At 41.1% G+C, this 15,336-nt stretch carries 15 protein-coding genes; 5 read left to right on the top strand and 10 right to left on the bottom strand.

Annotation, left to right across the window (positions count from 1 at the left end; all coding sequences use genetic code 11):
• Window positions 1-73 precede the first annotated feature (73 nt).
• Together J4E06_RS09135 and J4E06_RS09130 are read left to right on the top strand one after the other, a co-directional pair.
• Window positions 74-457, top strand: a complete 384-nt coding sequence (locus tag J4E06_RS09135; protein ID WP_349523782.1) for an START-like domain-containing protein — start codon at window positions 74-76, stop codon at window positions 455-457.
• Window positions 458-511: 54 nt separating this feature from the next.
• A complete protein-coding gene (locus J4E06_RS09130) occupies window positions 512-1,357 on the top strand; it encodes an aminotransferase class IV (protein WP_349523730.1) in 846 nt (281 codons plus the stop codon).
• Here the strand turns inward: J4E06_RS09130 and J4E06_RS09125 are convergent.
• From J4E06_RS09125 to J4E06_RS09105, 5 genes are all read right to left on the bottom strand, one after another.
• On the bottom strand, window positions 1,354-1,914 hold the full coding sequence (locus J4E06_RS09125) for a YqgE/AlgH family protein (protein WP_349523729.1): 561 nt from the start codon (window positions 1,912-1,914) through the stop codon (window positions 1,354-1,356). The genes J4E06_RS09130 and J4E06_RS09125 overlap by 4 nt on opposite strands.
• Before the next feature lie 121 nt (window positions 1,915-2,035).
• Window positions 2,036-2,308 carry an HU family DNA-binding protein gene (locus tag J4E06_RS09120; RefSeq protein ID WP_349523728.1) on the bottom strand — a complete coding sequence of 91 codons (273 nt, stop codon included), beginning with the start codon at window positions 2,306-2,308 and terminating at the stop codon, window positions 2,036-2,038.
• A 176-nt stretch (window positions 2,309-2,484) separates the two neighbouring features.
• Window positions 2,485-3,447 (bottom strand): methionyl-tRNA formyltransferase, encoded by a 963-nt coding sequence (fmt, locus tag J4E06_RS09115; protein ID WP_349523727.1) that lies wholly within the window; start codon window positions 3,445-3,447, stop codon window positions 2,485-2,487.
• Entirely contained in the window at window positions 3,428-5,320 is a 1,893-nt protein-coding gene (locus J4E06_RS09110; protein WP_349523726.1) for a RecQ family ATP-dependent DNA helicase, read from the bottom strand. The genes fmt and J4E06_RS09110 overlap by 20 nt, the downstream gene beginning before the upstream one ends.
• Window positions 5,320-5,883 carry an AAA family ATPase gene (locus tag J4E06_RS09105; RefSeq protein WP_349523725.1) on the bottom strand — a complete coding sequence of 188 codons (564 nt, stop codon included), beginning with the start codon at window positions 5,881-5,883 and terminating at the stop codon, window positions 5,320-5,322. The genes J4E06_RS09110 and J4E06_RS09105 overlap by 1 nt, the downstream gene beginning before the upstream one ends.
• 88 nt (window positions 5,884-5,971) lie before the next feature.
• Here J4E06_RS09105 and J4E06_RS09100 point away from each other — a divergent pair, with 88 nt between their 5' ends.
• From J4E06_RS09100 to murA, 3 genes are all read left to right on the top strand, one after another.
• A complete protein-coding gene (locus tag J4E06_RS09100; protein WP_349523724.1) occupies window positions 5,972-6,259 on the top strand; it encodes a DUF493 family protein in 288 nt (95 codons plus the stop codon).
• An 82-nt stretch (window positions 6,260-6,341) separates the two neighbouring features.
• Entirely contained in the window at window positions 6,342-6,992 is a 651-nt protein-coding gene (locus J4E06_RS09095; protein WP_349523723.1) for a DUF4290 domain-containing protein, read from the top strand.
• Between the two features lie 15 nt (window positions 6,993-7,007).
• Window positions 7,008-8,315, top strand: a complete 1,308-nt coding sequence (gene murA / locus J4E06_RS09090; RefSeq protein ID WP_349523722.1) for a UDP-N-acetylglucosamine 1-carboxyvinyltransferase — start codon at window positions 7,008-7,010, stop codon at window positions 8,313-8,315.
• 9 nt (window positions 8,316-8,324) lie between these two features.
• Here the strand turns inward: murA and J4E06_RS09085 are convergent, their stop codons facing one another.
• The 5 genes from J4E06_RS09085 to J4E06_RS09065 form a co-directional block, all read right to left on the bottom strand.
• The gene (locus tag J4E06_RS09085; protein WP_349523721.1) at window positions 8,325-10,292 is read right to left on the bottom strand and encodes a tetratricopeptide repeat protein; all 1,968 of its coding nucleotides are present in this window, start codon (window positions 10,290-10,292) and stop codon (window positions 8,325-8,327) included.
• A 143-nt stretch (window positions 10,293-10,435) separates the two neighbouring features.
• Window positions 10,436-11,440 (bottom strand): pirin family protein, encoded by a 1,005-nt coding sequence (locus tag J4E06_RS09080; RefSeq protein ID WP_349523720.1) that lies wholly within the window; start codon window positions 11,438-11,440, stop codon window positions 10,436-10,438.
• A 367-nt stretch (window positions 11,441-11,807) separates the two neighbouring features.
• Window positions 11,808-13,235 carry an amidohydrolase gene (locus tag J4E06_RS09075; RefSeq protein ID WP_349523719.1) on the bottom strand — a complete coding sequence of 476 codons (1,428 nt, stop codon included), beginning with the start codon at window positions 13,233-13,235 and terminating at the stop codon, window positions 11,808-11,810.
• Between the two features lie 95 nt (window positions 13,236-13,330).
• Window positions 13,331-14,644: a cryptochrome/photolyase family protein gene (locus J4E06_RS09070; RefSeq protein WP_349523718.1), complete on the bottom strand. Its 1,314-nt coding sequence runs from the start codon at window positions 14,642-14,644 to the stop codon at window positions 13,331-13,333.
• Window positions 14,644-15,336, bottom strand: a complete 693-nt coding sequence (locus J4E06_RS09065; RefSeq protein ID WP_349523717.1) for an SDR family NAD(P)-dependent oxidoreductase — start codon at window positions 15,334-15,336, stop codon at window positions 14,644-14,646. Before J4E06_RS09065 ends, J4E06_RS09070 begins: the two co-directional genes overlap by 1 nt.

The raw sequence follows: 15,336 nt of genomic DNA, 5'->3' as shown, positions 1-15,336 counted from the left end.
TTATTATTTGACATTTATTTTTATATCTTCCCAAACTATACTAAAGTTGAAAAACGATTTAAAGAACACGACAATGAGTGATAAGGTTAAATATGAACTGGAATTTGTGATCCAGGCTTCGCCTCAGTTGCTTTACCAATATATTTCTACGCCCTCGGGACTATCTGAATGGTATGCAGACAACGTTAATTCCCGTGGGGAAATATTCACATTTATTTGGGATGGTGCAGAAGAGAGGGCAAAAATGCTCAAGCGTAAAAGTGAAGAGTTTGTAAAATTGGCATGGGAGGAAAGTGATGACGACTCCTTTTTTGAAATGCGCATCATAGTTGACGAAATCACTAAAGATGTATCACTTTTTATAACAGATTTTGCTGAAGAGGACGAGGTGGACGAATCAAAAATGCTTTGGGAAAACCAAGTATCCGACCTTAAACAGGTTCTTGGGTCTACCTAGCCCGATTCTCAACTAAACCGTATATTTGGTCCCGATAAAATTCGGGACTTTTTTATGGTCAATTATAACGGAGCACTTTTAGCGAAAGACAAGGCAATTTTCACCCACAATAACAGGGCTTTTAAGTATGGCGACGCCCTTTTTGAATCGGTTCGCTATGTAAATGGCACCCTATTTTTTTGGGAAGATCATTATTTTAGGTTGATGGCTTCCATGCGTATTCTGCGGATGGAAATTCCTATGGAGTTTACTATGGAGTTTTTGGAAGAGGAAATCAAAAACACGATAAAAGCCAACGAGCTGGAAAATGGAGCGGTGCGTGTGCGTTTGACGGTTTTTAGGAATGAAGGTGGATTGTACACACCGAGCACCAACGAGGTCTCCTACGTCATCGAGACCAGTCCTATGGAATCTCCTTTTTTTATCCTGAACGAGGAAACCTACGAAGTGGAGCTGTTCAAGGACTATTACGTGAACAAGGATATGCTGTCCAATCTAAAATCCACCAACAAAATATTGAATGTGGTAGCTGGGGTTTATGCCGAAGAAAATGGCTATGCCAATTGCTTATTGGTGAACACCGATAAAAAGGTTGTAGAGGCCATTAACGGGAACCTGTTTTTGGTCAAGGGCAATCAAATCAAAACGGCACCATTAAGTGATGGTTGCTTGGATGGCATTATCCGTAAAAACCTAATGAAAATGATTGCCGGTTCCGAAGAATATGATTTGGTGGAAGAATCCATTTCCCCTTTCGAGCTTCAAAAAGTGGATGAATTGTTTCTTACCAATTCCATTGTGGGCATACAACCCATCAGCAAATACAGGAAAAAGGAATATGAAACCAAAGTCGCCAAGAGTTTGGTGGGCAAGTTAAACGCTAGGGCAAGATTAGGTTAATTGAGCGAAGGATTTTCGGGCGCATTGGACCACAGTAGGTAATCGCCGCCCAATTCCACCATCTTTTCTTTCCAAAAGGCATTGGCGGCTTTTTCCAGAATACTGCTTTCGTAATCATTGGGTACCACAATCCAAGATTTGGATGAAAGCTCTTGGTTTAATTGGCTGTTGCCCCATCCCGAATACCCTAAAAAGAATCGGATATCTTGTTCGGTAATAGTGCCGTTATTGATCAGTTCTACGGTCATTTCAAAATTGCCGCCCCAAAAAATCCCATCGGAAATTTCGATGCTGTTTTCGATAAGTTCGGGTACCTTATGTATAAAGTAGAGATTATCCTGTTCCACAGGCCCTCCATTAAATACTTGGAAAGGAATAGTAATATCCGAAACCAAGTCGCAAATGGTGTAGTCCAAAGGTTTGTTCAGAATAAAGCCTACCGAACCCTCGTTGTTGTGCTCGGCGATAAGTACAACCGATCTGTTGAAAGAAACATCACCGGTAAGTGAAGGCTCAGCAACAAGTAAATTCCCTTTTTTCGGCTTTTGAGTAACCATTTGCACGTTTTCTTGTACTTAAATTTAACACATTATTTAACATATGCAAAAAACGCTGATCATATCAACTAAAAAAGCATCCCCGACAAGGGATGCTTTTATATATTAAATAAATAATTGATTAGTTTACTGCACCGCTCAATTCAGCACCTGCTTTGAACTTTACAACGTTCTTAGCGGCAATCTTAATAGTAGCTCCAGTCTGTGGATTTCTACCTTCTCTAGCGCTTCTTTTAGAAACTGACCATGAACCAAATCCTACCAAGGAAACTCTGTCTCCTTTTTTAAGCGTTGCTTCTACATTTCCCAAGAAAGATTCCAATGCTTTTTTTGCTGCTGCTTTAGTGATGCCAGCATCAGCTGCCATAGCATCGATTAATTCTGTTTTGTTCATAATGGAATTAAATTAATTGTTGTTAATATAATTTTAATGCTAAACAAATTTATATGGATTTGCCACTCACACAAGTAAAACCAAGGGAAATCGAGCTTTTTGTTGATAACTTGAAACGTTTGTTGATAAAGTGGGAAAAAAACGACAACTTTTCCCAGCCCAATCATAGCAAGGCTTTAGCGAAGATAGGCTTCTTTTTCCAGATTCAATCCGTTTAAAACCTCGTTGACCTGCATTTTTCGTTTACCGGGAAGTTGTAATTCCAATAAAGAAATGTACCCATCTTTTACCGCAACTTTCAACGATTTTTTCGCTACCAGCAGCTTTCCAAAGTTGTGGTCGTGTTCGGTCTGTTCCATTTCTGTTTTAAAGATTTTCATCTGGTCGGCCTTTCCATCATTAACCAATTTGGTCCAGGCACCTGGGTATGGGCTCAATCCGCGAATGTGATTATAAATATTCTCCATAGAGGCATTCCAATCAATGCGGCAGGTATCCTTATGTATTTTTGGAGCGGACTTGAGTTCCAAACTTTCATTCTGAGGTAGTCGTGTAACGGTTCCGGTTTCAATCTTTTTGCAAGTTTCCACCACTAGATCGGCACCAATCGCCATCAATCTATCGTGTAATGAGCCAGCGCTGTCATTAGGAAGTATTTTTTCTGTTTTTTGAAGTACGATACTACCGGTGTCAATTTTTTCATCAATAAAAAAAGTAGAGACACCTGTTTCCTTTTCGCCGTTGATTATGGCCCAATTGATGGGCGCCGCACCGCGATATTGGGGCAGGAGGGAAGCATGTAGATTAAAAGTTCCGTGTTCGGGCATTTGCCAAACCACTTTTGGCAACATCCTAAAGGCAACCACTATTTGCAAATTGGCATTAAGGCCTTTCAATTCTTTCAGAAAAGATTCGTCCTTTAAGTTGGTAGGCTGCAATACCTTTAAGTGATGCTTCACCGCGAATTGTTTCACCGCTGATTCCTGAACCTTACGGCCACGGCCGGCGGGTCTATCGGGCGCGGTGATCACGCCAACTACATTATAGTCGGCTTCCAAGATGTTTTTTAGGGATTCCACGGCAAATTCGGGGGTACCCATAAATACAATGCGAAGGGAATTATTTTTTGATGTACTCATTCTTAAAGTTAAGGGAGACCAACTCATCTTCCAACAGTTGCTCCAAGGTTTTTAAAAGTTCCTTTTCATTGGCCCCAATGGCCTTTTCCAGCTGTCTGGAGGTATGGGGACGGATTTCCAAAAGTTCCAAAACTCTTTTTTCTAAATCATAAGGAGACGCCACCCGCTCTTTCTTGGTGCAAATATCGCAAGTACCACACTTTTCATTCGTCTTTTCACCAAAATAATTCAACAGATATACGCTACGACATACCTTTTTATTGGAAATATAGCCCAACATAGCGGTCATATTATTTTGCTTCACCTCATTAAAATCCTTGATTTTTTTCGCAAACATATTAATGGTGTGGTCATCTTCCCGGGGCACCAAAAAGCTAATCTCCAGATCACTGGTGTTATTTTGATACTCCACCATATTATCGTCCGCGAGTTGCTGCAGTATTTGCTTTAGGCGATTCTCGCCGACCCCTGTTTTTTTGGACAACATATACAGGTTGATTTTGGTCTCGTACTCGGTAATACCACCGTAAGTGCGCAAAATGGTCTGGATTATGGGAGCGGTTTTCCTGTTTTTGTCCAAATAATTGAAAATTTCATTTTTAGAGGCCACAAATTGAAGGGTGGTTTTTTCCTTAAAATTTTCAGCGAGCGATAAAACTGAATGCTGATCTAGAATGCGAAGGGCATTAAAGGTCATATTGGGGTTGAACCCGTATCTTTTGCAAAACTCGTTGAATTTGAAGGCCAAGGAATCCAAAACCAATTCCCCATATGATATTTGAAAATAGTTGTTGAGCTTTGAATATACCTTTTTAACAAAGGCGACATCGGGTAAGGTGGACAAGAACTGTTGCTTCGCTTTATCTGCATCTTCGTTGGAGGTGATGATGATCGCTGTTGAAGGTTTCCCGTCACGTCCCGCTCTTCCGGCCTCCTGAAAGTAACTTTCCAAGCTATCGGGTATTTGATAATGTACCACGAGACGCACATCGGGTTTATCCACACCCATACCAAAAGCATTGGTGGCCACCATTACCCTTACTTTACCACTTAACCATAGGTTAAGTTTTTTCTCTTTATCGGATTTTGGAATCCCTCCGTGAAAAAAAGAGGCGGAAATTCCTTTCTTGATCAAAAAGTTTGCCAAGGAAATGGACATTTTTCTGGAGCGTACATACACAATGGCACTTCCAGGAATTCTGTCCATATATTTTTTGAGCTGATACAGTTTGTCCTCGGAACGTTTCAGCCTAAAAGTAATATTGGAACGTGAAAAAGAATCCTTAAAAATCCTCACATGTTCCAATTCCAGATTCTCTACAATATCATCCACTACTTTTGGGGTTGCTGTGGCTGTTAGGGCTATCATTGGTGTGTCTGGAACCAACTCCTTTAAAATGGAACAGCCAAGGTAAGCGGGCCTAAAATCGTTTCCCCACTGCGAAATACAATGCGTCTCATCAATGGCAATAAGGTTTACATTCATTTGCTGGATACGTTCCTGCACAATAGTTTGCTGTAATCGTTCCGGGGACAGATATAAAAATTTATAGTTGCCATAAAGGCAATTGTCCAGCAGATTGTTCAACTCATCGGGAGGGATGCCCCCAGTAAGTGCGACGGCCTTTATGTTTCTTTTTTTTAGCTGTGCGACCTGATCTTGAATAAGCGCCACCAAAGGTGAGACCACAATGCAGATGCCTTCTTTGGCCAAAGAAGGTACTTGGTAGCAGATGGATTTTCCTCCACCTGTGGGCATCAAAGCCAAGACATCCTGCCCAGAAAGAACAGTATCGATGATTTCCTTTTGGGATCCCCGGAAATCATCATAACCCCAGAATTGTTGTAAAATGCTTTTAGTATCCTTGTACACTATTTGTTTTTAAGTGTTTCCAAAATAAAATCAATCCGATTGGGGACTGCATCTTTTGGCACTTCGATGGGGTCATAGCCAAATTGGCTATATGTTTTCACCAAGGAGTGATGAATGTTTTCCGCTTCTTCAAAGGTTTCCATTCTTTCATTGTCGGAAACATAAATCTCTTTCCAAGGCGGAACAATAAAAACGGAATCGTATTTATAGTTCTCACAATTTGAAATAAAAAAGTCGTCGTAATCCTGACCAAAGTAATCCATATAGGCCAATACATCAGGTATGCCCCGGTCAAAAAAACTGATGGCCTCGTCCAAGTTGATGGACCTTTTATAGTGAGTAGTTCTTGCCTCGAGCAAATCTTTGTTGAACTGCAGGGCATCATCAACAAAAACCAGGGGATTGGAAATATATTCCTCGGATTGCCCTTCTTGCTTTGCCTTGGAGGTCATATCCCTAATAATCTCGTGAAAGCAATAAAATCCCTTGCTTTCCAGTCCGTTGACTATGGATGTTTTCCCTGTACCGGGTGCTCCCGTAATAACTACCTTATGCTTGCCCAAAGCCCTTGAATTAATGCTACAAAGTAATGAAATCGTCCGAAGGAAAAAAAATCGTTGGTTAAGCCATATATTTGTATAAAATTGCGATATGGACAAAAAGAGTACGGAGGAGTTTTACGCAAAGCTTCGAGAACAATTATTGGAGACCACAAGTTGGCCATCTACATATCTCTATAAATTCATTGTTCCGACGGATAAGGAGCGTATTGACCAAATTCAAGATATTTTTGATAATACCGGTGCGGTGATCGAATCCAAAAAATCCAAAAAGGGCACCTACACCAGTCTTTCCATCACCGTGAATTTGAAAAATCCCGATGAGGTCATCAAAAAATACAAAGAAGTTTCCGTAGTGGAAGGGGTAATTTCATTGTAAACCCAATGTTTGGCATATTTTTATTAATTTGCAAGCGTTATCAGACAGACTTTCCATTAATCAAGTTTCTAAATACATTAATTTGAACGAAGTATACAACTTAGAATACAATACAGAGCGTCCTAAACTTTTTATACCTGAGTATGGCCGTCATTTTCAAAAAATGGTGGATCATGCCGTCGCCATTGAGGACCGTGAAGAGCGCAACAAAGTAGCTAATTCCATTATTAGCGTTATGGGAAATTTACAGCCCCATTTAAGGGATGTCCCGGATTTTCAGCACAAACTCTGGGATCAACTGTTTATTATGGCCGATTTTAAATTGGACGTGGATTCACCTTTCCCGATTACCTCCAAGGAAGTTTTGCAACAGCGTCCAGAGCCATTGGAGTACCCGCAAAATCACCCAAAATATCGTTTTTACGGTAACAATATCAAAAGAATGATCGATGTGGCCGTAAAATGGGAAGAGGGTGATATGAGGTCCGGCTTGGAATATGCCATCGCCAACCACATGAAAAAGTGTTATTTAGTATGGAACAAGGATACGGTAGAGGACTCTGTGATCTTTAATCATTTAAAGGAACTCAGTGATGGAAAAATTGACTTGGCGAAGAGTGACGAGAGCTTAACAGATAGTGGACAGTTCCTCAAAAACAGGCCAAGCAAATCCGGTAGCAGCAATACGAATAGAGGTAAAAAAGGACAACGAGGTCGCAAGAAAAGATATTAAATTCCAGAGGAATACATGGGTACATTTCGAATAGAGGGTGGACACCGGTTGCACGGTGAAATTACACCCCAAGGAGCAAAGAATGAAGCACTTCAGATTCTTTGCGCCGTATTGCTTTCAGAAGAAAAAATCACCATAAACAATATACCGGACATTGTCGATGTCAACAAATTAATTGCCCTGCTCGAGGATTTGGGAGTAAAAATCCAAAAGAAAGGCAAGGGTTCATACACCTTTAAGGCCGACGATGTCAACTTGGACTATTTGCAATCTGCCAAATTCAAAGAAGATGGTCGCGGACTTCGCGGTTCCATTATGTTGGTGGGCCCCTTATTGGCCAGATTTGGTAAAGGCTACATACCAAAACCAGGAGGCGACAAAATTGGTAGAAGAAGATTGGATACCCATTTTGAAGGATTTATTAAGCTCGGAGCCCAGTTCCGATACAATAAAGAAGAATATTTCTACGGAGTTGAGGCCGATAAACTCAAGGGAACCTATATGCTTTTGGATGAAGCATCGGTTACCGGTACGGCCAATATTGTAATGGCGGCTGTTTTGGCCGAAGGTACCACTACGATCTACAATGCCGCTTGCGAACCATATTTGCAGCAGTTGTGCAAAATGTTGAACCGAATGGGAGCCAAAATCTCTGGTATCGGGTCAAATTTATTGACTATTGAAGGCGTGGATTCCTTGGGTGGTACCGAACATACGATGTTGCCCGATATGATTGAAATTGGGAGCTGGATCGGTTTGGCAGCGATGACGCAGAGTGAGCTGACCATCAAAAATGTCAGTTGGGACGATTTGGGTCAGATTCCAACGGTTTTCCGAAAGTTGGGAATCAGCCTAGAACGAAAAGGGGATGACATCTTTATCCCAAAAAACATAGATGGATACGAAATCCAGAATTTTATAGATGGCTCTATCCTCACCATTGCCGATGCTCCTTGGCCTGGACTGACTCCGGATTTATTGAGCATCATTTTGGTGGTTTCCACCCAAGCGCGAGGAGAGGTTCTCATCCATCAAAAAATGTTCGAAAGCCGATTGTTCTTCGTGGATAAACTTATTGATATGGGTGCCAAAATCATCCTTTGCGACCCGCATAGGGCCACAGTTATTGGTCACGACTTTAAATCTACTTTAAAAGCAACTACGATGGTATCTCCGGATATTAGGGCGGGGGTTTCCCTTTTGATTGCAGCACTCTCTGCGAAAGGAACTTCCACCATTCACAACATTGAGCAGATTGACCGTGGCTATGAAAACATTGATGAGCGATTACGAGCCATTGGCGCCAATATTGTTAGGGTATAATTTTTGATTTTATCCTTTAGGAATTAAAATGGTAACCTTTGTACCTGAAAATCCATCTGTATTTAGGTCTTCCACTTTTACCAATTCCTGATCACAGAATTTTTTTAGCGCATTTATCCTCTTTCCCGTAATGGACATTCCCCTGGATATGTTTTTAACCTCCTTTTTCTTGGGTTTGGTAATTCCTACACCATTATCTTCAATTATACATTCGATGTAATTATCGATATCCTTGAATGAAACCGTCAATTTTTTGTCCCCCGTTTTTGGCATCAATCCATGGATAATGGCGTTTTCTATATAGGGTTGAACCAAGAGCATGGGTATTTCATATTTATCAAGGTCTAGGTTTTTATCAATATCAAAAGAGTAACTAAAGGAATGGTCAAATCGAAGCGCCTCCAGTTCAACATATATTTTTAGAAGTTCAATTTCCTCTTTGAGGACCAAGGTAATGTTTACGGAACTCTCCAAAACTTGACGCAAAAGTTTTGAAAACTTAGAGAGGTAGGTAAGCGCCCCCTTTTTATCGTCGGAGCTTATGAGATGTTGTATGGAACTAAGGGAATTAAAAATAAAATGAGGGTTCATTTGGGCCCTGAGCATTCTTTTTTCCAGTTGCCTGTTCATATCGCTGATTACATCTTTTTGTTGGGAAATCAATTGATTTTTCTCGTAGAGCAGGGCGTTGGATCTTTTCTTTGCCAAAAACCGGAAGTATAGGAGACTGGCAGAAAAAAGTAACAATATTAATATTATAATGAAATAAACCATACGCTTCTTATTTTGCTCCACTCGGGTATTGAGCAGCGCAAGCTGTAGTTGGTTTGCCTCAATCTCCCTGTCCTTTACATACACATCGTGCTGAATTTGAAGATTTTGAATTTCCCTGACCTTGGTCTCATTCATAAGGCTATCTTTATAAGTCATGGCCTGCTTTAAGTGATAAAAGGCCTTGGGCAGCTGGTTCACAGCCTCATAAATTTCGTATGCTTTTTGATGGACTTCACGTTTTTGTTCATATCCTCCAGAAATATCAAGGATTTCTATACTTTTATTTGAATAGTAGATGGCTTTTTTGAATTTTTCTTGTTGCAACATCAAATCAGCAAGACCATTATAGTTCTCTACAATTTGATGCTTTAAAGAAAGCTGTTCGGCTAGCTCAAGTGATTTTAGGAGATGTTCCTCTGCAGATTTCCATTGTTGTAATTTTAAATGGCACATACCAATATTTGAGTGACCTATACATTGCGACACATTATCATTTTGCTCCTCTGCGTATTGTTGCCTCTGTAAAAATTTGTCAAGCGCAGCCTGGTAATTGCCATTGTTAAAATCCATTACCGCAAGATTTGACAAGACAGTGTTTTCTGTGGCTAGTCGATTGGGACCCTTATATACTTCAAGCGCTTTTTCATAGCTTTCCACGGCCTTGTCCTGCTCACCCATTAAATCATAAAGAATTCCAAGATTTACATATTCACTTGAAACATTTTCTTCAAGCTGTAAAGAATCTACTAACCGGATGCTTTTAAGATAGTAGCCTTGACTGGCAGGGTAATCACCAATTCTTTTATGGACTATACCCATGGCATTGTAAACGGAGCATACATTACTATAATCTTTTTGCTTTGTTGCCAAATCAAGACATTTGTTGAGGTAATCAAGGGATTCGGCATAATTATCTGTCATTCCATGAGTCACCCCTAGAGCATAAAGCGCTTCGATTTCTCCTTTTACAAAACCGATCTGCCTTGACTTTTCCAAACTCTCTAAACCATATTCAAGGGCTTTTTCTCTGTCTTCAGACCTTGAGTATATTCCCAACCATCTCAGCAGGTTTACCTGTGTAGTGTCATCGGCGGTTTTTAGTAAGTTCTGTAGACTGTCAATCTCCGTTGTTTGCGAAAAACAATTGTTGAAAATTAAATAAAAGATAAGGGCATGCACAATCAATGTTCTGGACATCTTCATACGTAAATGTTCTTGCTTGAATAGTTGTAGGTTGATTTCTATTCAATGGGTTCTGGCTGAAGCTTAAATTATGAAGAATTCTTTTTAATTGCCCTTAAATTATTGAAGCAAAGCACTAAATTATCTTTTCTGTAAGAAAAAAGTTATTTTTTTTCAACCAATTTCCCATCTGGGTAAAGTGCAAATCGACTTTTGTCCTTATCGTGAACGTTGTCAGGATGTGGCCAGGGCCATCCACCAAATTGGGTCAAGCGGTACTCCTCCATCACTTTTTGGATTTCCGCTTGGGTGTTCATTACAAAAGGGCCGTATTTGGCGACAGGTTCCCCAATGGGCTTGCCTTGCAATAACATAAAATGAGCAGTTTCCGAACCTGTTTGGATGGTAACCTCTTCCGTTGGATCTAACACAATTCCGAAATTGGGATTTATTTTCTTGTCTCCAATATGAATTTCACTGCCTTGGTAAAAGTACAGCACCCTATTTACAGCAGAATTAGCTTTCGGTAGCACGTATTCAGAATTTGCTTTGGTATGAATGTTCCATACTGCTACTTCATTTTCGGTATTGGCGGCCCAAGAATCGGGAGCGGGATCAATCGGGGCAACATTTTTATACGTGCCCGTCACTACTTTGATCCTAGCATTCTCTTCTTCAACCATTGGTATATCTTCATTCCAAAGCATTTTAAAATGAGGGTCCACAAATTTTCCAGCTTTGGGCAGATTCAACCAAATTTGGAACAACTCCAAAGTATTCTCCTCATGGTCCTGTAGTAATGGAAACATTTCGGAGTGTTGCACGCCTCTTCCAGCAGTCATCCACTGCACATCTCCTTGACCAAACCTACCAGCGGCACCCAAGGAATCGGAATGATCGCAAAAGCCCCTGTTTACAATAGTGATGGTTTCAAAACCGCAGTGGGGATGAGACGGAAATCCAGGTATGGTCTGCCCGTGGTACATTCGCCATTTTTGGCTGGGATCGAAATCACTTCCTAAGTTCCGCCCTTTTAGCAAAGAGACATCGGGGCCCATTTCACTATTGCCCTTCGGAAAATGGTCTAGATGATAGACACTAAATAAAAAAGGATCCAAGGTTTGCCATGGAGTACTTAATGGAAAGGTTTGTAGAACGGGATTATTCATTGTTCAATAATTTACTAGTTTGAAGGTGTCTAAAAAGATTATAATCTGTCAGTTCGAGCGCAGTCGAGAACCTAAAGTGTTACTGGTAGGCAATAGGTTTCGACTCCGATCAACCTGACAAATTCAAAGGTTTGTTGCTTTTTAGACACCTTCTTCAAATTGTAATTTATTTTCTAGTTAAAGGTTAAAACCCTGCAATTTTATTGCAGTTACTTTAGTTGCTATAAATTTTACGGGTAGTCCCCTCTCGGGTCTCCCCAAGGGGAGAAGTTTCCCTCCTTTGGAGGGATTAAGGGAGGACTTGATAACGGATGACAAAGAATTTCATTCTTTTCTTTAAAACTATGGATTTCAAATCCATAGTGTTTTATTTACCAGGGATTGGTGGTGGGCCATCGATCATGGCCTCATATTTTACATCACCTTTTCTGGTTTTAAACTCTTCTTTTACTTTTTCTACCAATTTTGGGTCATCAAAAAGATCCAACATGGTCATTCCCATTGCTTTTGAAGCATAAATCATCCCTTTGTGGCCAATGCTCATACCGCCACAGGCCACAACAGCCCATGAGTGCCAAGGCGTCCCTTTTGGAGCTACGGTCACACCTAGGTTGATGTTTGGAACGTTCCAGCTTACATCACCCACATCGGTGGAACCTCCACCCGGAAGCTTCTCGGTTTCTTTTAAGGGATGAATTTCTCCGTCCATTCCCACCTGTGGTTTTCCAGTAGCTTCTTGAATGGCTTTACCATAGGTGATTTCTTCTTCGGTATAAGTAATTGGACCCAAAAGCTCCAAATTATTCTGCATTATTTTACCACCTTCGCGGTTCACCAAGGTCTCGTAAATGCCTGAGATCAATGAATATTTGTAGTCCACATCGGCCATGATGGCTGCACCTTCTGCCATTGCTTTTACACGTTCAAAAGTGGGAAGCATCACATCTCTCTTGGGGTCACGGACCCGAACCCATAATCGGGCGTAATCAGGAACCACGTTCACCACTTGCCCACCATCTTGAATGTGGTAATGGATACGTGAAGTTGGTTTGATGTGTTCACGATAATAATTGATTCCCGTGGTGTATAATTCCAATGCATCGGAAGCACTGCGACCGTTCCAAGGATCGGAAGAAGCATGAGCGGCTTGACCATAAAACTCGATCATAAAGTCAATTAAAGACAGACCACTCTGTACGTCGGCCTCAATTTCTGCGGATGGATGCCAGCTTACATTCACATCTACATCGTCCCAAAGACCTGCTTCTACCATCCACACTTTACCAAAAAACTTTTCTTCTGCAGGGGTTCCGAAGAATTTTACGGTTCCTTTTATGTTTCCGGCTTCTATTTGCTCTTTAATGGCAATGGCAGCACCCAAACTAGCAGCACCGAACATGTTGTGTCCACAGCCGTGTCCCGGTTCGCCTTCAATTCTTGGGTCTTTAGTGGGTACGGTGTTTTGCGAAAGCCCAGGAAGTGCATCAAATTCGCCCAAAACGCTGATCACAGGTGAACCCGAACCATAGGTTGCAATAAATGCAGTTGGTATATCCGCCACGCCTCGGGTCACGGTCATTCCGTTTTTCTCTGCATAATCAGCTAGTAATTCTGCGGAAATGGATTCTTCGAAGGCAGTTTCGGCCAGTGCCCAAATGGAATCACTGATTTTAATGAGATTTTCTTTGTGCTTTTCAACGGAAGCAACAACGGCTTTTTTGTCCTTGGTCATCTTTTGGGCGGATAGGTTAAGCGACACCAATCCCAAAAGGAGTAAGGTTGAAAGTTTTTTCATTGTAAAGGTTTTGAGTTAGTTAAATGATATTGATTTTTTCTGTTTTTGGATAAAGCAAAACAGCATCAACAGGAACTAAAAATAACGAAAAAGCATCAACTTACCGCTTCTTTGTACGTTTTTAAGCAACGTTCACGAGCCATTTTATGGTCGACCATGGGTTCGGGATAACTTAGTTCTTGTAAGTTGGGCACCCATTCATTAATGTATTCCTTCTCTTTGTCAAATTTCTTTATCTGGGTCGTAGGATTGAATATCCGAAAATAAGGAGCGGCATCTACACCACTGCCCGCGGCCCATTGCCAATTGCCCACGTTGCTGGCCATTTCGTAATCCAACAGTTTTTCGGCAAAGTAGGCTTCGCCCCAACGCCAATCGATCAACAAGTGCTTGCATAAAAAACTGGCCACCAGCATACGAACCCTATTGTGCATATAGCCCGTCTCGTTCAATTCGTGCATTCCTGCATCTACCAAGGGGTAACCTGTTTCTCCCGCTTTCCATTTTTCAAATTCATCTTGATTGTTCCGCCACTCGATTCTATCGTATTTGGGTCGGAAAGCTTTATTTACCGTATGTGGAAAATGCCAGAGAATCTGCATAAAAAATTCTCGCCAAATCAACTCGTTCCAAAAGGTCTCGTTCTTTTCATCAATGGCTTTTTTTACCATTTTGCGAATGGAAACGGTACCAAAACGCAAGTGTGGCCCTAATCGTGATGTACCTTTTTCTTTGGCTGGATAATCCCTCGTATCCTCATATTTTTGAATCAACTCAGAAGAAACCGTGAAATCGGGAACTTTAATAGCGGACTCTTCGAAGCCCATATCTTCCAATGAAAGTTGTGGTAAAGACTTGGTCTTATACAGGTTTTTGTGTAGGTCACTCAAGGTATCGTATTCCATCAAATGGATGGATGGATTGAAATTCCCCTTCCATTTTCGCATGTACGGGGTGTACACCACATAGGGGTCTCCATCGTCCTTGACCACTTCTTCCTTTTCAAAAATTACTTGGTCCTTAAATGTTTTGAACGGGATATCTTTCTGCGCTAATAGTTCCTTTATTTTGGAATCGCGCTTTTTGGCGTAAGGTTCATAGTCATGGTTGGTGTAGACAGCCTCAATAGTATAGTCTTGTAGTAGTTTTTTGAATACCGCATCCGGCGTATCATAAAACTGAGCAATACCACTGCCGTAATCCGTGCTCAGCTGATTGCTTAGTTTTTGAACCTGTTCGTGAATAAAAGATACCTTCGCATCGGTTTTGGGCAGATTTTCCAGTATTTCGGTATCAAAAATAAATAGCGGTAATACTGGAACATCATTTTGAAGTGCTTGATAAAAGCCAACGTTGTCATCCAATCTTAAATCACGTCGGAACCAAAAAAGTATGACTTTATCTTTCATTAGCTCACATTTAAACTTGACATTCCTCCATCAACACCGATTACCTGCCCAGTAATCCATGAGTTATTGGAATCAAGTAAAAACAGTGCCATGTTTGCGATATCTTTTGGAACGCCCACCCTTTTCATGGGATGTCTTTCGGACATCATTTCTTTTTTCTTGTCGTTGCTCAAAAGTCTTTCGGACAACGGGGTGTCTACCAAGGAGGGGGCAATCACGTTGACCCTGATTTTTGGTGCGTATTCTGCCGCCAGTGCACGTGCAAAGCCCTCGATAGCGCCTTTTGCAGCGGAAACGCTCGTGTGGAAAGGCATTCCTGTTCCCACGGCCACTGTGCTAAAAAAAACCATACTGGAACCTTCGTTCATCCTGTTCATGATGGATTTGACGGTTTTTGCCAAGGCGATAAAATTGATTTCCATATCCTTTTGAATGGTATCGACCCCCATAGTTTTAAAGGGTTTTAGGTTGATACTGCCTGGGCAATATACAAAGCCATCCAATTTTTCAGGTATTTCTTTTTCGGAAATGTCGTCGGACAGGACATCGAAAGGAATATGGGTCACCTCCAGATTTGAAAGTTGTTCGTTGCTTCTGCTAGCGATATAGACATTGTGCTCTGTGGATAATTTCTTAGCCATTTCCAAACCAATGCCGTAAGAACCGCCAATCAATAATATGTTCTTTTTCAT

Origin of the sequence: Allomuricauda sp. NFXS6, assembly GCF_040148835.1 — a bacterium.
In the GTDB taxonomy this organism is placed as follows: Bacteria; Bacteroidota; Bacteroidia; order Flavobacteriales; family Flavobacteriaceae; genus Flagellimonas.
Note: the sequence above shows the minus strand (reverse complement) of the source record. Positions and strands in the feature narration are given on the sequence as shown.